Here is an 18579-nt window from a genome sequence, read left to right as displayed (position 1 = left end):
CGATCTCCCCGCGAGAACCGCGGTTTACCGATCGTCGGGGATGACCGCCTGCCACCCTTCGGGGCAATCCGTCACGTACGGGTAGTACTGGCCTGCCGATTCGCAGTAATACCAGTATTGGCCGGGTTCGCTTGGCCCGTATTCGACGTCGCCCGGTGAAAACGGGTCCGGATAGGGGTACACGGGCTGCGGATAGAAGTACCAGAGACCTCCGACGACCCACCACCAGCCGAAACGCCCGCGATGATGATCGTGATGCCAGCGGCCGCCCCGCCAGACGCGTGCGTCTTGATCGACGAAACGATGGATGTTGCCGCGATAGGGGGCGGGAACGGCGCCGAATGCGCGCGGCGCGTGTTCGATGGGGGCGACCGGCGCGCGACGCGACATGTCGGGCGCGTGCCGCGGGCCGTGGTTCGGCACGCCGGTCGCCTCGTTGTTCGGACGCATCGGCACCCGCGGCGCTTGCTGCATCGGTCGTTGCGGGGCCGGCTGCGTTTGTCGCATGGGCGCTTGCTCGATCGGTCGTTGCCCGAGTGCTTGGCCTTGGGGTGCACGTCCTGGCGCGACCGATGGTCCTGGGCGTACGCTCGGTGCAGCCGGCACCCCGGGCGCAGGTCCGCCCTGGCGCATCGGACCCGGCGCGGCCTGACGACCTTCGCCCATTCGGCCTTCCCCCATTCCACCGGGGCCGTGCTCCGCGGAGTGAGGGCCGACCGCGGATTCATGCCCCAACTGGCGTTCCTGGGCCTGTGCTGTGACCGTCGACGTGACGGCGAGGCCCGCAACGGCCAGCGCGGCAAGGGTTCTTGCGATCATGGCGGCCTCCTGCATGCATCGTTGATGACTCCAGCATAGCCCTTCGAGCCGAAGCGTGATCGATCGCATCGGAGCGGTGATTTCGTCCGCGCTGCATGTCCTACCCCCGCAGCGCGATGACGAAACGCCTTTTCCTTAATGAGATGGGAGTCGATCGTCGTAAACGAATTGTCCCGACGCGACGCGAAATTGCGTCTTCACCGCCCCTAGTTGCCGGCGCAACCAGGGCCGACCCCTCGCCCGGCGTGCATAGCTAGCCGCGCCGCCGCACCCGCTCCCCGTACAATGCCGGTCCCGCTTGCCTTGTGCGCTGCACCAAGCGTACGGCGGGCAGTTGAGCGGCATTTTTGGCGCAGCCAGCATGCGCGCCAGGTTCTATCTCGGCACCCACTCTGTACAGGAAGCAAAACTGATGAAACTGAACTTGCGGAAAGTAGTGTCGCTCGCGCTCGTCGCGGCGGCGACGGCGGCAGCAGCCGGCAGCGTCTCGGCGGCGGATCCGAAGGAACTTCGCTTCGGTGTCGAAGCATCGTACGCGCCGTTCGAATCGAAGAGCGCCACGGGGCAGTTGCAAGGCTTCGACATCGACGTCGGCAATGCCGTTTGTGCGAAGCTGAACGTCAAGTGCGTCTGGGTCGAAAATGACTTCGACGGCCTGATTCCCGCCTTGCAAGCGCGCAAGTTCGACGCGATCAACTCCGACATGACGATCACCGAGCAGCGCAAGCAAGCGATCGCGTTCACCGATCCGATCTACACGATCCCGAACCAACTGATCGCGAAGAAGGGCAGCGGGTTGCAGCCGGTGGTCGCCTCGCTCAAGGGCAAGCACGTGGGCGTGCTGCAAGGCACGATCCAAGAAACGTATGCGAAGGCGAAATGGGCGCCCGCCGGCATCGACGTCGTCTCTTATCAAACGCAGGACCAAGTGTATGCCGACCTCTCCTCGGGCCGGCTCGACGCCGCGTTCCAGGATTCCGAAGCGGCCTCCAAAGGCTTCCTGAAGCGCCCGCAAGGCGCAGGCTTCGATTTCGCGGGCCCCACCGTTTCCGACCAGAAGCTGCTCGGCTCGGGGGTCGGTTATGGCGTGCGCAAGAGCGATAAGGCGTTGCTCGGGAAGTTGAACGGCGCGCTCGCGGCGCTCAAGGCCGATGGTACGATCGACAAGATCGCCGCCAAGTATTTCGACGTCAAGGTGGTCCTGAAGTAATGACTCAGCGCTCGCCGAAATAATCGCCGCCGAGCGCCGTTACCGGCGACGCTGGGTTCGCGCGACGCGGCGAACGTAGCGTCGCGCCGATGCCTGCCGTGGTGCGCGGGCGCGATTTTCGGGCAGGTGTTTGCAGTTATAATCGCCCCAACTTGCGCGCGAGAACGAGACGTCGAGACCAGCGTCGCGCCGCTAACCGTAAGAAGAAAAAGGAGAGGGGCGATGGGGACGGTGACCGACTCGGCGCAGCGCCCAGCCGAAGGCGAATCGGATTCCACCCGAGCCGGCCTCGTGCGATATCCCGCGCGGGCGCCGATCGTCGATGCCGAAGGCTTGCTGCGCGGCTTCGAATTGCATCTGCGCGCGCTGCCCGTCGCCGAAGCCGGCGAAGGCGATGAAGGCGGGGAAGCCGACGCAGCCGACGCCCGCAAAGAGGCCGATGCCGCTTGCGCGCATCTGCTCGAAGCATTGAGCGCAAGCGACGTCCGCACCGCACTGTCGGGCCACCCGGGGTACCTCAACCTAAGCCGCCCGCTGCTCTTCTCGGATGCCATCGCCCGCCTCAAGCCCGATCGTTTCTTCCTCGAAATTTCGCCCCAGCTCACCGTCGATGCCGAGTTGATCGCCCGGCTCGTGACGTTGCATGCGCGGCGCTATCGTTTCGTCATCGACGACGTGCGCCAGCCCGACGAGGCCTTCGCGAAACTGCTGCCTTATGCCCACGCGATCAAGATCGACCCGGCTCGATGCGAGCCCGAATTGCTGCAGCGGCTCGCGAAAGCGCTGAAATCGGCCGGCAAGCTGCTGATCGCGCTCAACATCGAGACGCACGATGCGTTCGAGCAGGCCAAGGCGTTGCACTTCGACCTGTTTCAAGGCTACTTCTTCGCGCGCGGCAGCAAGCTAAGCGCGCGCCGCGTCAATGCGCCGCGTCAGGCACTGCTCAATTTGCTGCGCTTGCTCTCGTCCGATCCGAGCGTCGCGCAGCTCGAAGCCGAACTGAAGCTCAATCCCGTGCTCGTCATGCATCTGATGCGCTTGGCCAACTCGGGCGAGGCCAGCATCGGCCGCAAGGTGGCGACGCTGCGCGACGCGATCAACGCGACGGGGACGAACCGCATCGCGCGCTGGACGCAGCTGCTGCTTTATGCCGATGGCCGCAAGGTTCCGCTCGAGGAAGATCCGCTCGTGCAGCTCGCCGCCACGCGTGCACGCTTCATGGAAATGGCGTCGACGCGGCTCGCGCATGCGAACCGCAAGGTCGTCGACGCTGCGTTCCTGACGGGGGTGTTCTCGCTCGTCGATGCGGTGTTCGGCGATACGCTCGAGAACACGCTCGAGGCGCTGACGCTCGCCAGCCACATTCGCGCCGCCATCTTGCGGCGCGAAGGCTCGCTCGGCACGCTGCTCTCCGCAATCGAAGCGCTGGAGCGCGCGGACTGGGAAGCGCTCGATCGAGCGAGTGCGGCGCTGGCGCCGCTCACGTCGGGCGAGCTCGCGCAACTCGCGATCACTGCGGCCGCATGGGCCAGCAAGGCCGATCAAGGCAAGGAAAACGAAGGGTTGGAGCGGATCGAGGAGGAGTGAGGCGGACGAGCGGCCTCATGATGGCCCGAGGCTCGCAGCCGCGACGGTTCGATTCGTCGCGGCTGCCGGCAGCGACTACAGCGTCTCGAGCTCGCGCGACGGCGCATGCGCGAAGAACCGCCCCAACTCGCGCGCGAGTTCGTTGAGCGCGCTCATTTGCGCTTGCGAAACCTTGCGCGGCTCCTGTGCGAGCGACCAATCGCCGTAGAGCAGTGCGACGGTCGATTGGTGCGCGACGACGGGCAGCAGTACGAACGAGCGGGCATCGTCGAATGCATGGCGATACCACGACGGCAAGCGGGCGATCATTTTCGGATCGCGCGCATTCTCGATGAAGATGCCGACCGAATTGGCGATGGCCAGGTGAAATACGTCGGGCTCGAACGCTTCCTTGAAGGCCAGCGAAGGTAGCGCGCGTTCGACGTCGCGGCCGAACCCGAGGCGCGCTTTGTACAAACCGGAGCCCTGTCGCACGAACACGATCGTCCGTGCGAAACTGAGCCCCGCCAGCACCGTTTCCGATGCCAGCGCCAGCACGGGCGCGAGCGCATTCTCGGCCGGCAGCGCGCGCAGATCTTCCACGCCGGCCGCGATCCGTGCTTCCGCGTCGACGCTTGCCCGGGCGATTGCGTCGGCATTCGCGCGCAGCTCGTCGATTTCGCGCATGAAGCCTTCTCCGGCTTCTTCACGCGCAAGCCTCACGGTCATCTGAGCCAATTCGTCGGGCTCGCTTCCGAGCGCGGAACCGTAGCGGTGAGCCAGCTCGGCGATCTGGGCGGCCCGTGCGTGGCCCGACGCATCGGCCGCGCTCAGCACATCCGCCACTTCGGTGGAATAGTTGGTCACGGCACGCAGCCACTGCAGCTGCGGCGGCCCTTCGGCATCGGGCTCGTAGGTGCCCATGCCCGCACGGATCGTATCGGGCAGGCGCCAGCGCAGCGCCGCTTCCTGCCCGAGTTCCTCGAAGGTCACGCCGAGCACGGCGGCGCAGGCCAGCGATTCATCGAGTTCGCCCGAGCTCGCTTTCTGCCGAATCTGTTCCCATTCGGCCTCGAGGTAGAAGACGACGAGCAGCTTGCCGACTTGCCGCATCAGCGTGCAGACGACGGCTTCCTCGCCCGCGCGCAAATCACCCTGCTCGGTGAGCTTGCGGGCCACACAGCCGGAGAGCATCGTGCGATTGAGCTCGAGCTTGGCATCGATCCGATGCGGCGCGCTGTGATGAAAGTGATCGACGATCTTCAAGCCGACGACGAGATGGCCGACGGCGTCCATGCCGAGCACCATCAAGGCGCGCGTCACCGTGGTGATGTTGCCGCCGAATGCCATGTACATGGCCGAGTTCGCCAGCCGCAGCACCTTCTGCGTGAGCGCGAAGTCCGACAGCACGACTTGCACGAGCCCCGTGAAATCGAGGTCATCGTTCGTCATGGCGGCCATCGTGGTGCGCAGCGACTGCGACAGCATCGGGAAGTCGCCGCGCTCGCTCATGCGCGCCCATAGCTTATCGAGCAGCGCCGCCTTCACCATGTCAATCCCGTTCGAACCATACGCCTATCTGTTTGTGATTGCCGCGCTTCCCCGGGGCGGCAATCGGCTTAAGCCGCCGCGGCCACCTCGTGCAGGTGAAGCACGCGTTCCTCGAACCTTCTGGCCAGCTCGTCGGACGGCAATGCTTTGCAAACCAGCCAACCCTGAATGTGGCCGCAGCCCATTGCGGTGAGCAACTCGCGTTGCGCCTCCGTCTCGACGCCTTCGGCGACGAGCTCGAGTTCCAACGTTTGGGCCAGGCCGACCACCGCTTGGACGATCGCCTGATCGTTGCGAGAGGTTAGCAGGTTCTCGACGAAACTGCGGTCGATCTTTAACTTGGCGAGCGGAAAGCGTTGTAGATATGCCAGCGAGGAGTAGCCTGTGCCGAAATCGTCGACGGCGAAGCGGATGCCGATGGTCGTCAGTTCCTCCAGCAGCACCTTGGCGTGCGCCGGGTCCTGCATCAGCAGCGATTCGGTGATTTCGAAGACGAGCCGGCTCGCATCGACGCCCGTGAGCGCCACGGCATCGCGCACGTTCTGGATGAAGCGCGGATCGCGGAACTGCTGGGGAGAGACGTTGACGGCTACGTATTGCAGCACGATGCCCTGCGCATCCCACTGCATCAGCTGCATGCAGGCGATCTTGAGCACCCAGTTGCCGAGGTAGTTGATGAGGCCGATCGATTCGGCGAGCGGAATGAACGTCGACGGGGGTATCCATCCGTGCACGGGGTGGTGCCAGCGGATCAACGCTTCGACGCCGACGACGCCCCCGGTCTGGCTGCTCGTGATCGGCTGGAAGTGCAGCGAGAACTCGCCGTTGCGCACGCCGTCGTAGAGGTCCGCTTCCAGTTTCAGGCGCTCGGCGTCGGCCGGATCGGCGTGCTCGGCATGGAATGCGAGCGTGTTGCTGCCGGAGGCCTTGGCCTGGGCGAGCGCCTGATCGGCACGGCGCAGCAATTGATCGTAGTAGCCGGGCGTGCCGCTGTCCTGTGCCGGATCGGGGTAGAGCGCAATCCCAACGCTGGCGGACAAGTGCACGGGCTGGCCGTCCACCGCATAGGGTTGCTGCACCGCGGTCATGAGCCGCCTGCCGAGCGCCTCGGCCGCTTGTGCGGCGAACTCGCGCGTGCCGGCCCGCACGAGCACGGCGAACTCGTCGCTCGTCACGCGCGCCAGCATGTCGTCGGCCGTGACGAGCGCTTCGAGCCGCCGCGCCGTTTCGCGCAGGAGCGCATCGCCGGCGTCGTAGCCGAGCGCCCGATTCACGCGCTGGTAGTCGTCCAGATCGACGAGCAGCAGGGCAGCGCCCGTATCGTTCGCGTCGGCCTCCTCGCGCGCGCGCTTCACGGCAGCCGATAGCGCGAGTCCATTTGCCAGGCCCGTCATGCGGTCACTGTGCAACTCGTAAGTCAGTCGCTCTTCATTGGCGCGCCAGGCCGAGACGTCGAAAGCGCTGATCGCGAAGCCAGCCGTACCGGCGTGCGTGCTGGCGACCACCCGCAGCTCGACCGCGATCGGGTAGGTCAGCGATTTCATAAGATGCAGCGTCGCGCGCTCCACGCGGCCCGTCTCCGCCGCCCGCGCAACGAGCGCGTCGAGCGCCGCGGCTTCGGCGCTCGGAACGAGTTCGTGCAGCGTCACCGTCTGCAGGTACTCGCGCCGATAGCCGATGAAGCGCAGGCTCGCATCGGATACGTAGAGAAAGCGCAGATGGTTGTCCACGTGCGCCAGGAAATCGATGGCGCCGAGGGTTTTTTCGAGTTGCAGGGTCGGCGCCGGGCTGACGAAATGGAAGGCACCCTGCCGAGGGAGCACTCTGCCTGCGCGGCTGCGCAAAAGATCCAGCGCCGCGCGCCAGGCGCTGCGCCAGGGCGCACCGATTGTTTTTGCTTCCATTCGTTCTCGCAAGCGACTGAACTCGATCGGGGCAGCGGGCATCCCGCCTCGGGCGCGCAATGGCACGCCAAGCCGCGCTCGCAAGTCACCATGCCACCCATCAGGCCGTGTTATCGGCACGGCGTAAGAATTCTTTAGGGATGACGAAGCCGGTTCGGGCGAAACTTGAGTCGGGATTGGCCCGGACATGCGCTCCCGCCGCTTTTTATGGACAATGGCCGGAGCCGCATTCGTTTTACCTTAAGCTGGATCAGTCATGGCCGAATTATCGATGATGCGCGCGGAGGCTGCGCCGCTGGGCGAGGCGCCCCCCCGCTGCGAAATCGACAGTCTCTACATCGGGCGTCAGCCGATTCTCACGCGAGACGGGGCGCTTCAGGCCTACGAGCTGTTGTTTCGCGAGAGCGAGGTGAATCGCGCGTTGATCTGCGACGACGCGCAGGCGACGGCGCGCGTGGTCGCCAATGCGATGTGCACGATGGGCATGTCCGCGACGCTCGGCCCGCATTGCGGCTACGTCAACGTGTGCCGCCAGATGCTGTTCGACGATATCGTCATGCTATTGCCGCCGGAGCGTTTCGTGCTCGAGGTGCTCGAAACCGTACGGATCGACGCCGCGCTGATCGAGCGCATCGGCAAGCTGCGTCGCGTCGGCTTCAGAATCGCGCTCGACGACGTCATCGAGCTGTCCGAAGAGTTGCGCGCGCTGTTGCCGCAGGTCGACATCGTCAAGGTCGATTTCTTGGCCGTCGATCGTGGGCGGCTGCCGGCGTTGGCCCGAGCCCTGAAAGCGCACGGCAAGACGCTCGTCGCGGAGAAGGTCGAGACGGGCGATGACTATGCGCTCGCGCAAGAACTAGGCTTCGAACTGTTCCAAGGCTATTACTTCGCGCGCCCGCAAGTGCTGTCGGCGCGGCGCGGCGATCCGTCGCGCCAGTCGCTGTTGCGGGTGCTCGCCTTGATCGCGTCGGAGGCGCCGTTGACCGAGCTCGAGCAAGAGCTCAAGCGCAGTCCCGACGTCGTGATGCAACTGCTGCGGCTCGTCAATTCGAGCGCTTACGGGCTCGACCGCCGCATCGCCTCCGTTCGCGAAGCGATCCTCGCGACGGGCACGCGGCAAATCGCGCGCTGGGCACAACTGCTGCTCTATGCGTCGAGCGGCGTGTCGTGGCGCTCCGATCCGCTCGCCCAACTGGTCGGGGCCCGCTCGCGTTTCATGGAGCTGGCGGCGGCCCGCGTGCGGCCCGGCAGCGAGCGGTTCGGCGACGCCGCTTTCATGACGGGCGTGTTCTCGCTCGTGCACGTCTTGCTCGGCGACGCCGAGCCGGCCGCTTCGCTCGAGCAGATCGGGCTCGTCGCCGAAATCGGCGATGCGATCATTCATCGCACCGGCTTGCTCGGCGTGCTGCTCACGCTGGCGGAAGCGGCCGAGGACGGCTTTCAGGACGAGGCGGCGCGCGAGATGCGGCTCGCCCATCCCGAACTGGCCGTGTTGACGCCGCCCGTGTTCGCCGAGATCAATCTCGGCGCCGCAATGTGGGCGCAAGCGCATAAGATGGCGTGATACGAACCGTCATCCAAGGAGTCGCAATGAAGCGATACATGAGCCGCGCCCTACGCGCGGCGGCTGCCTGCACGATCCTTTCCGTTTGCTCGCTCGATGCGCAGGCCGTCCTCAAGGCCGGCGACAAGGCGCCCGACTTCACGACCGAGGCGTCGCTCGGCGGCAATGCCTATCCGTATTCGCTTGCCGACGCGTTGAAGAAGGGACCCGTCGTGCTCTATTTCTACCCGGCCGCGTTCACGAAGGGATGCACGATCGAAGCGCACGAATTCGCCGACGCGGTCGATCGATACAAGCGCTACGGCGCCAGCGTCATCGGCGTGTCGCATGACGACATTGCCACGCTCAAGAAGTTTTCCGTCAGCGAGTGCCGTAGCAAATTCCCCGTGGCCGCCGATCCGCAGCGGCACATCATCGACGCCTACGACGCCGCCATGCCGCTCGTGAAGACGATGGCGAACCGCGTGTCGTACGTCATCGCGCCCGACGGCACGATCATCTACGAATACACGAGCCTGTCGCCCGACAAGCACGTCGAGAACACGTTGAACGCCGTCAAGCAGTGGGCGAAGGATCATCCGCAGCGCTGATCCAAGGGCCGATGCGCCTGCGCCGTCCGCTGCCTCGACTCAATAGCCGGGCGGTGGCGGCGGTGGCGGCGTGTAGTAATAGCGCCGCGGTGCGCTGTCGTAGCCGGCCGGCATCGGCACGCGCTCGCCCTGCGCGTACATGCACTGGACGTATGCGTAGTCGTAGCGCCGCTGGATGTCGTAGGCCGAGCCTTGGGCGGCTCCCATGCCGATCGCACCGCCCGTGAGCAGCCCGGCGCCCGCGCCGACGGCCGCGCCGCGTCCGCCGCCGAACGCCGCACCCGCCGCCGCACCCACGGCCGTTCCGAGCGCCGCGCTGCCGACCCCGGCCGTCGTGGCGGCTTGATTCGCGCTCACGCCGCCGACTTGCGCCAATGCGTACTGGCGGCAGTTGTAGTCGTCGGCGCGGAATTGGTCGAATGTCTTGCCGGTGCCGGGCAACGCCATGACGCTCGGGCCCGTCGGCATGACGGTACAGGCGCTCAGGGCCCCTAGCGCTGCTAGAGGCAGCCATATTACGCGCCGCTTGGCGCGCGTCAGCGTGATCAGCGTGGAATCGCTCATATCGTCACCGCTTCGGTGCGGGCGGGGTGGCTGGCACTTCGCGCCAGCCGCTCGCGCATTGTTTGACGTAGGGGTAGTAGGACTTCGTCCGGTCGCAATACCACCAGGTGCCCTGCTGCGGCCCGTCCTGGGCTTGGTCGTCCTGCCCCGGTTGCGGGCGCTCGACGTAGGTCGTATCCGGCTGGTCGGGCACGACGACGACTGGGGGCGGGTACGGCGGGTACGGCGAGTAGGGCGGGTAGTAGTAAGGCGCCGGCGCGACCGGCACCCCGTAGGGGTAGTAGTACGGTGCAGGCGCGCCCATGTAGACCCCGACGCGCCAATGCGCCGCATGCGCCGCGCCGGCGAAGCCGAGGCAGGCTGCGGCCGCCAGTGCAAGTGAAGCGTGAAACCGCCGCACGATGAACTCCTTGTGTCGATTGGATGCGCCGCCGCTTGCGGCGGCAGCCTACTCGACAAGGCTAGGCCATCGTGCGCGCGAGCGCTATAACGGGCCCGTTCACAATTGTTTCAGCGCCTTACCCGGCGCCGCGCGGCGACGCGTTCCGGCGGGCGCGGCGCTTCTCGCGCCAGACGCGCAGCCGGTCCATGTAGAGATAGACGACGGGCGTCGTATAAAGCGTCAGAACCTGGCTGACGAGCAAGCCCCCGACGATGGAAATGCCGAGCGGCGAGCGCAGCTCGGCGCCTTCGCCGCCGCCGAACGCAAGCGGCAGCGCGCCGAGCAGCGCGGCGCACGTCGTCATCATGATCGGCCGGAAGCGCAGCACGCACGCACGATGGATCGCATCGAACGAGGACAGGCCTTGACGGGAGGCCTCGATGGCGAAATCGACCATCATGATCGCGTTCTTTTTGACGATGCCGATCAGCAAAATGACGCCGATGAGTGCGATGATGCTGAACTCCGAATGAAACAGCAGCAGGGCCAGCAGCGCGCCGACGCCGGCAGACGGCAGGGTCGAGAGAATCGTGATCGGGTGGATGTAGCTCTCGTAGAGCATGCCGAGCACGATGTAGACGGCGGCGAGCGCGGCGAGGATCAAGAGCGGCATGTCACGCGTCGACTGCTGGAACGCCTGCGCCGTGCCCGAGAAGTTGCCGTGAATCGTCGCGGGCATGCCGATTTCGGCGGCCGTTTCGTCGATCGCCCGCGTCGCCTCCGACAGCGATTTCCCGGGCGGGAGATTGAACGAGATCGTCGAGGCGACGAACGGCCCTTGGTGATTGACGGCAATCGGCGTGCTGCCGGGCCCGAACGAGGCGATGGCCGACAGCGGAATCATCGTCTCTTGCGAGGTCGAAACCGCCGCGCCCGTCGATGCGCTCGACTTGCCGCTCGCGGCGATCGAGTTGTTCGCCAAGTTGCGCGCCGAATCGGCCGCAATGGCAGCGGCGCCGGCGTTTGCAGTGGTCGAGCGCGCCGCGCTCGTGGCGCTCGTCGTCGCCGCCGCGAACGTACCCGCTACCGCGTTCGTCGATTGCGAACCGCCCGCGCTGCCGCCCGAGGTGCTGATATAAACCTGATTCAGCATCGCCGGGTCTTGCCAATAGCGCGGTGCTACCTCCATGACGACGTGGTACTGGTTCAGCGCGTTGTAGATCGTCGAGACCTGTCGCTGCCCGAAGGCGTCGTAGAGCGTGTTGTCGATCTGCGAAGGCGTGATCTTGAGCCGTGCGGCGCTCTGGCGATTGATCGTCACGAACGATTCGAGCCCGCCTTGCTGCTGATCGGAGTTGACGTCGGCGAGTTCGGGGCGATGCTTGAGGGCCTCCGTCAGGCGCGGCGCCCACTTGTAGACCTCGGCGCTCGAATCGCCGAGCAGCGTGTATTGGTATTGCGCATTGGACTGCCGGCCGCCGACGCGGATGTCCTGCACGGCTTGCAGGAACGTCTGCGCGCCGGCGACGTGACCGAGCGGTTTGCGCAGTTGCGCGATGACCTGATCGGCGGATGCCTTGCGTTCGGTCTTCGGCTTGAGCGTGACGAACATGAAGCCCGAATTCGTCTGTCGGCCGCCCGTGAAGCCGATGACGTTGGCGACGTTCGGATTGTGCTGCACGATCGCCATCATTTCCGAGAACTTGACCTTCATCGCCTGGAACGAGGTCGCCTGATCGGCTTGGATGCCGCCGACGAGCCGTCCCGTGTCCTGCTGCGGAAAGAAGCCTTTCGGCACGACCACGTACAGATAGGCGTTCAGCGCGATCGTCGCAATCAGCGTCATGAGGATCAGCAGCGGATGCGACAGCGCCCATCCGAGCGTGCGTGCGTAGCCGGCCTGCAGCCGTGCGAATGCGCGCTCGAGCCGCTGTGCGAGCGGCCCCTCCTTCGGACGGTGCTCGGCATCCGCGAGCAGGCGCGAGCACATCATCGGCGTGACCGTCAGCGAAACCGCCAGCGAGACGGCGATCGCGAGCGAAAGCGTGACGGCGAATTCGCGGAAGAGCCGTCCGACGATGCCGCCCATCAGCAGGATCGGTAGAAACACCGCGACGAGCGAGATGCTGATCGACGTCACGGTGAAGCCGACCTCGCGCGCGCCGAGATAGGCCGCCCGCATGCGCGGCACGCCCTCCTCGATGTGGCGCGAGATGTTCTCCAGCACGACGATCGCGTCGTCGACGACGAAACCCGTGGCAACGATCAGCGCCATCAGCGAGAGATTGTCGATCGAGTAGTGCAGCAGATACATCGCCGCGAACGTGCCGATGATCGAGATCGGCACGGCCACGCTCGGGATCAGCGTCGCGCGCCAGTTGCGCAAGAACAGGAATACGACGGTGATGACGAGCACCACGGCGACGATCAGCGTGCGTTCGGTGTCCTTCAGCGAGGCGCGGATCGTCGTCGATCGATCGGCCACGGACGTGATGTCGATCGCGGCCGGCACCGACGCTTGCAGTTGAGGCAGCATGGCCAGCACGCGATCGATCGTCGAGACGATGTTCGCGCCAGGCTGCCGGTACAGAATCACGAGCACCGACCGCTGGCCGTTCATGAGGCCGAGGTTGCGCAGGTCCTCGACCGAATCCTGAACCTGCGCGACGTCGGAGAGCTTGACCGCCGCGCCGTGGCGATAGGCGATGACGAGATCCTTGTACTGCGCGGCGGCCTTGGCCTGATCGTTCGTATAAAGCTGAACGCGGTTCTCGCCGAAGTCGATCGAGCCCTTGGGGCTGTTCGCATTCGCGGCCGCGAGGGCCGCTCGGACGTCTTCGAGTCCGATGCCGTAGTGGAACAGGGCCTGCGGTTCGAGCTCGACGCGCACGGCCGGGTTCGCCGAGCCGCTGACGTCCACCTCGCCCACACCGTCGACTTGCGACAGCGCTTGCTGCAGGACGGTCGAGGCGGCGTCGTAGAGCTGGCCGGGCGGGACGGTCTTGGACGTCAGCGACAGAATCAGAATTGGCGCATCGGCCGGATTGACCTTGTGGTACGTCGGGTTGCTGCGCAGGCTCGTCGGCAGATCGGCGCGGGCGGCGTTGATGGCGGCTTGGACGTCGCGCGCGGCGCCGTCGATGTCGCGGTTCAAGCCGAACTGGAGCGTGATCCGCGTTTGGCCGACGCCGCTCATCGACGTCATTTCCGTAACGTCGGCAATCTGCCCCAGATGCCGCTCGAGCGGGCTGGCGACGCTCGTGGCCACGGTTTCGGGGCTCGCGCCGGGCAGTTGAGCCTGGACCGAGATGGTCGGGAAATCGACCTGCGGCAGCGGCGCGACGGGCAGTTTGACGAAGGCGAACACGCCGGAAAGCGCGACGCCGATCGCGAGCAGCGTCGTCGCGACGGGGCGCGAGATGAACGGGCGGGAGAGGTTCACGGGTTCACGTTCCCGCCGGCCGGCCGCCGGCCCGCGCCGAAGCGCTCGCGCAGGCGCCGCGCGAGCGAATCGAAGCCCAAGTAGATCACGGGCGTCGTAAACAGCGTCAGCAACTGGCTCACGATGAGCCCGCCCGCGATCGCGATGCCGAGCGGATGGCGCAGCTCGGAGCCCACGCCCGTGCCGAGCATCAGCGGCAATGCGCCGAGCAGCGCGGCCATCGTCGTCATCAGGATCGGCCTGAAGCGCAGCAGACACGCTTGATAGATCGCCTCCTCGGGGCGCTTGCCTTGTTCGCGCTCCGCTTCGAGCGCGAAGTCGATCATCATGATGGCGTTCTTTTTGACGATGCCGATCAAGAGCACGATGCCGATGATGCCGATGATGTCGAGGTCATGCCCGGAGACGATCAGCGCGAGCAGCGCGCCGACGCCGGCCGAAGGCAGCGTCGAGAGAATCGTGATCGGATGGATGAAACTCTCGTAGAGCACGCCGAGCACGATGTACATCGTCACGATGGCCGCGAGGATCAGGAACAGCTCGTTCGCGAGCGAAGCCTGGAATGCCAGGGCCGCCCCTTGGAAGCGCGTTTGGAACGAGGGCGGCAGGCCGACGTCGCGCTCGGCCTGCGCGATCGCCTTCACCGCGGCTCCGAGCGAGGCGCCCGGCGCGAGGTTGAACGATACGGTCGTGGCGGGAAACTGTCCCAGGTGCGAGACGAGCAGCGGCGCGGGGCGTTCGATGAACTTGGCGATCGCGGCGAGCGGCACTTGCTCGCCCGTGCCTTGCGACGAGGGGAGATAAATCGACTTCAGCGCATCGACGTAATGCTGCATGCGCGGATCGGTCTCGAGGATCACGCGGTACTGGTTCGACTGCGTGAAGATCGTCGAGATGATGCGCTGCCCGAACGCGTCGTAAAGCGCATTGTCGACGGTGGCCGGCGTGATCCCGAAGCGAGCGGCCGTGGCACGATCGATCTCGACGTAGACGGATCGGCCGCTCTGCTGGAGATCGGTGGCGACGTCGGCCAGCTCGGGCGCCTGCTGCAGTCGATCGACGAGCTTGGGCACCCAGGTCGCGAATTCGTCGGCGTTCGGGTCGGTCAGCATGAACTGATACTGCGTGGCGCTGACGGTCGAGTTGATCGTCAAGTCCTGCACCGGCTGCAGATAGAGCGTGATGCCGGCCACATTCGCCGTTTCGCTTTCGAGGTCGCGGATGATCTCGGTGGCGCTTTTCGAACGGTCGCCGTGCGGCTTCAGATTGATCAGCATGCGGCCGCTGTTGAGCGTGATGTTCGTGCCGTCGACGCCGATGAACGAGGTCAAGCTGTCGACGTTCGGATCCTTCAGGATCGCGCTCGCCAGCGCTTCCTGGCGCTCGGCCATCGCCCCGTACGAGATCGACTGCGGCGCTTGCGTGATCGCTTGGATGACGCCCGTGTCCTGCACGGGGAAGAAGCCTTTCGGAATGAGCACGTAAAGGAGTGCCGTCAGCACGAGCGTCAATACGGCGACGACGAGCGTGGCGCTTCGGCGCGCGAGCACCCAGCGCAAGGCAACGGCATAGCGCGCGATGACGGCATCGATGACGGCGTGAGCCTTCGCTTCGAACCGATGGCTTTCGAGCGGGGGCGTATGCCTCAGCAGCTTCGCGCACATCATCGGCACGAGCGTCAGCGAAACGACGGCCGAGATGACGATCGTGACGGCGAGCGTGATCGCGAATTCGTGAAAGAGCCGGCCCACGACGTCGCCCATGAACAACAGCGGAATCAGCACGGCGATCAGCGAGACCGTCAGCGAAATGATCGTGAAGCCGATCTGTTTCGAACCTTTGAGCGCGGCTTCGATCGCCGTGTCCCCTTGCTCGACGTAGCGTGCGATGTTCTCGATCATGACGATGGCGTCGTCGACGACGAATCCGGTGGCGATCGTCAACGCCATCAGCGAAAGGTTGTCGAGCGAAAACCCGCACAGGTACATGACGGCGAGCGTGCCGATCAGCGAAAGCGGCACCGACAAGCTCGGAATGATCGTCGCGTAGACGTTGGCAAGAAACAAGTACATCACGAGGACGACGAGCACGACCGACATCGCCAGCTCGAACTGGACGTCCCGCACGGAGGCGCGGATCGTCGTCGTGCGATCGGTGATCACGGCCACGTTGACGGCGGCCGGCAGCGAGGCCTGCAGTTGCGGCAGCAACGCCTTCACGCTGTCGACGACTTGAATCACGTTCGCGCCGGGCTGACGCTGAACGTTGAGCAAGATCGCCGGCGTGACTTTGCCTCCCGCACCGACCCATGCGCCGAGCTTCGTGTTCTGGGCGCCGTCGACGATCTTCGCCACGTCGGTGAGCATGACGGGGCGCCCGTTCTTGTAGGCGACGATGGCGTCATCGTACGCGCTCGCATCGGTGAGTTGGTCGTTGGCGTTGATCGTGAAGTTGCGTGTCGGGCCGTCGAAGTTGCCTTTCGGCGTGTTCACGTTCAGATTCGCGATGCTCGTGCGCAGATCGTCGAGATTCAAGCCGTACGAAGCCAGGGCGAGCGGATTCGCTTGGATGCGCACCGCCGGCCGCTGGCCGCCGCTGATGCTGACGAGGCCGACGCCGGCCACCTGCGAGATTTTCTCGGCAAGCCGCGTATCGGCGAGGTCCTCGACGTCGGTAAGCGGCGTCGTGTTCGACGTGATCGCGAGCGTGAGGATCGGCGCGTCGGCCGGATTGACCTTGGCGTAGATCGGCGGCGCGGGCAGATCGGCGGGCAGCAGGTTGCCCGCCGCGTTGATGGCGGCCTGCACCTCTTGCTCAGCGATGTCGAGCGGCAGATCGAGGCTGAACTGGAGCGTGATGACCGACGCGCCGGCCGAGCTTTGCGACGACATCTGATTGAGCGACGGCATTTGGCCGAACTGGCGCTCGAGCGGCGCGGTGACCGACGAGGTCATGACCTCGGGGCTCGCGCCGGGATAGAACGTTTGGACCTGGATCGTCGGGTAGTCCACCTCGGGCAGGGCCGAGATCGGCAGAAAGCGCAGCGCGACGAGCCCGACGAGCATGATGGCCGCCATCAAGAGGGCCGTGCCGACGGGGCGCAGGATGAAGGCGCGGGACGGATTCATGCGAGTGCAAGGCCGCCGTTACTGTGCGCCGGCGCTGCCGGAAGCGCTCTTGCGGTGATGAGCGCGTGCGCCCGAAGCCCCCGATGCGGGGGCGGCCGATGCATGTGCTCCCGATTCCGCATGCATGACGGTGGCGGCGTCGGGCGCGACCGTGATTTTCGCGCCTTCGCGCAGGCGGTCGGAGCCGTCGATGACGACGCGTTCGCCGAGCGCGAGCCCCGATGCGATGCTCGTGCGTTCGCCGTCGACCGGGCCGACCTTGAGCGGACGCACCGTGACGGTGTCGTCGGGCTTGACGACGTAGGCGAACGGGCCGTTGGCGCCGTTCAGCACGGCCGAGCTCGGCACGATCACCGCATCGTGGATCGTGTCGACCAGTAGGCGCGCGTTGACGAATTGATTCGGGAACAGCATCTGTCCCGTGTTCGGGAACATGGCGCGCAGCTTGACCGTGCCGGTCGCCGTGTCGATCTGATTGTCGATCGTGTCGAGATAGCCGGTTTCGAGCGGAATCGTATTGTTGCGGTCATAAGCAGTCGTCGACAGCTTCGCGCCTGCATGCATCTGCTTGAGAATGGCCGGCAGGTTGTCTTCCGAGGTCGTGAAGATCACGCTGATCGGCTGCAGTTGCGTGATGACGACGATCCCGTTCGCGTCGGACGGCGTGACGTAATTGCCGGGATCGACCTGGCGCAGGCCGACGCGGCCCGAGACCGGCGCCGTGATGCGGGCGTAGACGAGATCGAGCTTGTAGGTATCGATGGTCGCGCGATCGGATTGCACTTGGCCTTCGTACTGTTTCACGAGCGAGGCCTGGGTGTCCACTTGTTGGGATGCGATCGAATCCTGCGCGAGCAGCGTTTGGTAGCGCTTCAGATCGCGGCGCGCCGTTTGCAGCAGCGCGGTGTCCTTCGCGAGCGCGCCTTGGGCATTCTCGAGCGAGATCTGATAGGGGCGGGGGTCGATTTGCGCGAGCACCTCGCCGGCCTTCACGAGTTGGCCTTCCTTGAAGTTGACGCTCTGCAGCGTGCCCGCGAGCTGCGTCTTGACCGTTACCGTGGCCAGCGGCGTGACCGTGCCGAGCGCCGTCAACACGATCGGCATGTCGCCGGCGGTCGCAGCCGCTACGTGCACGGGTTGCGGCAGGTTGGCGAAGCCGGCGCGTCCACCGCGGCCGGGGCGGCCTGTCGTTGCGGCAGGCCCGGTGCCGTTGCCGCCGGTGCGGCTCCAGGGGTGCCACCAGAGCAGGGCGGCGACCAAGGCGACGAAGACGACGACGGCGATCGCGCGCCGCCGCCGGCTCGCGCTGTGCGGCTCCGAGGCGGTGTCGGGGACGTGGGGGGTACCGTTCTCATGCGAAGGGGGGCGGTTTTCTTGTTCGGCCATCGAATTGTGTCGAGCGGTTTTGAGCGGCAATGCCAATGCGGCGCGGGTAGGGAGGCGCGGCGCCGGGGCCGCGGCAACGAGGCCGGCGCTGCGGGCGCGGCCCGGAACGTTGCACCCGGGCGTCGCGCGCGAGTAACTCGGCGGGCCGCACGGCGCGGCGGCGATGCATGATGCTACGTCCCCGCGTATTGACCAGTCCAGTCGCGCATCTTTCGGTTTTTTACCGGGGTTACACGATCGGCGCGCGTGCGGGGCACGGCTTCGCATGCGCGCGTGAGCGCATCGAGGCGGCAAAGGAAGCGTTCCGGGCCTATGCGTCGCGCCAGCGCCGAGCCCTCGATGAGAACGGGCGAGCTGCCTATGGCAGCCCTTTGCACACCGAATTGGGTAATAATTACCGGAAGACCCAGATGAAATCGATACCAAACCGGGCACCCTGTTAACTTTTCGGAAAAAATTATCTTGACTTCGTC

12 protein-coding genes are annotated in these 18579 nt (G+C 65.7%); 4 read left to right on the top strand and 8 right to left on the bottom strand.

Annotated features, from left to right (window positions below; all coding sequences use genetic code 11):
* Positions 1 to 24: 24 nt before the first annotated feature.
* On the bottom strand, positions 25 to 819 hold the full coding sequence (locus ACTHNZ_RS02510; RefSeq protein WP_440540910.1) for a hypothetical protein: 795 nt from the start codon (positions 817 to 819) through the stop codon (positions 25 to 27).
* 412 nt (positions 820 to 1231) lie between these two features.
* On the opposite strand from ACTHNZ_RS02510, the gene ACTHNZ_RS02505 reads away from it, so the two are divergent.
* Positions 1232 to 2029, top strand: coding sequence for an ABC transporter substrate-binding protein (locus ACTHNZ_RS02505; RefSeq protein WP_440540909.1), 798 nt, complete (start codon positions 1232 to 1234; stop codon positions 2027 to 2029).
* Positions 2030 to 2251: 222 nt separating this feature from the next.
* Positions 2252 to 3616: an EAL and HDOD domain-containing protein gene (locus ACTHNZ_RS02500; RefSeq protein ID WP_440540908.1), complete on the top strand. Its 1365-nt coding sequence runs from the start codon at positions 2252 to 2254 to the stop codon at positions 3614 to 3616.
* A gap of 75 nt (positions 3617 to 3691) precedes the next feature.
* On the opposite strand, the gene ACTHNZ_RS02495 is transcribed toward ACTHNZ_RS02500, so the two are convergent.
* Entirely contained in the window at positions 3692 to 5146 is a 1455-nt protein-coding gene (locus tag ACTHNZ_RS02495) for an HDOD domain-containing protein (RefSeq protein WP_440540907.1), read from the bottom strand.
* Positions 5147 to 5214: 68 nt separating this feature from the next.
* The gene (locus tag ACTHNZ_RS02490) at positions 5215 to 7050 is read right to left on the bottom strand and encodes a putative bifunctional diguanylate cyclase/phosphodiesterase (RefSeq protein ID WP_440540906.1); all 1836 of its coding nucleotides are present in this window, start codon (positions 7048 to 7050) and stop codon (positions 5215 to 5217) included.
* Positions 7051 to 7306: 256 nt separating this feature from the next.
* Here ACTHNZ_RS02490 and ACTHNZ_RS02485 point away from each other — a divergent pair, with 256 nt between their 5' ends.
* The gene (locus tag ACTHNZ_RS02485) at positions 7307 to 8614 is read left to right on the top strand and encodes an EAL and HDOD domain-containing protein (RefSeq protein WP_440540905.1); all 1308 of its coding nucleotides are present in this window, start codon (positions 7307 to 7309) and stop codon (positions 8612 to 8614) included.
* Positions 8615 to 8640: 26 nt separating this feature from the next.
* Positions 8641 to 9204, top strand: coding sequence for a peroxiredoxin (locus ACTHNZ_RS02480; RefSeq protein WP_440540904.1), 564 nt, complete (start codon positions 8641 to 8643; stop codon positions 9202 to 9204).
* A gap of 39 nt (positions 9205 to 9243) precedes the next feature.
* Here ACTHNZ_RS02480 and ACTHNZ_RS02475 read toward each other — a convergent pair whose 3' ends face one another.
* The 5 genes from ACTHNZ_RS02475 to ACTHNZ_RS02455 form a co-directional block, all read right to left on the bottom strand.
* Positions 9244 to 9768 (bottom strand): hypothetical protein, encoded by a 525-nt coding sequence (locus ACTHNZ_RS02475; protein ID WP_440540903.1) that lies wholly within the window; start codon positions 9766 to 9768, stop codon positions 9244 to 9246.
* Between the two features lie 4 nt (positions 9769 to 9772).
* Positions 9773 to 10168, bottom strand: coding sequence for a hypothetical protein (locus tag ACTHNZ_RS02470; RefSeq protein WP_440540902.1), 396 nt, complete (start codon positions 10166 to 10168; stop codon positions 9773 to 9775).
* A gap of 118 nt (positions 10169 to 10286) precedes the next feature.
* The gene (locus tag ACTHNZ_RS02465; protein WP_440540901.1) at positions 10287 to 13592 is read right to left on the bottom strand and encodes an efflux RND transporter permease subunit; all 3306 of its coding nucleotides are present in this window, start codon (positions 13590 to 13592) and stop codon (positions 10287 to 10289) included.
* Positions 13589 to 16720, bottom strand: a complete 3132-nt coding sequence (locus tag ACTHNZ_RS02460) for an MdtB/MuxB family multidrug efflux RND transporter permease subunit (protein WP_440540900.1) — start codon at positions 16718 to 16720, stop codon at positions 13589 to 13591. The genes ACTHNZ_RS02465 and ACTHNZ_RS02460 overlap by 4 nt, the downstream gene beginning before the upstream one ends.
* A gap of 18 nt (positions 16721 to 16738) precedes the next feature.
* Positions 16739 to 18106, bottom strand: a complete 1368-nt coding sequence (locus ACTHNZ_RS02455) for an MdtA/MuxA family multidrug efflux RND transporter periplasmic adaptor subunit (RefSeq protein ID WP_440540899.1) — start codon at positions 18104 to 18106, stop codon at positions 16739 to 16741.
* Positions 18107 to 18579: the final 473 nt, after the last annotated feature.

Source organism: Trinickia sp. (assembly GCF_051953955.1).
Classification (GTDB): Bacteria; Pseudomonadota; Gammaproteobacteria; order Burkholderiales; family Burkholderiaceae; genus Trinickia.
Note: the sequence above shows the minus strand (reverse complement) of the source record. Positions and strands in the feature narration are given on the sequence as shown.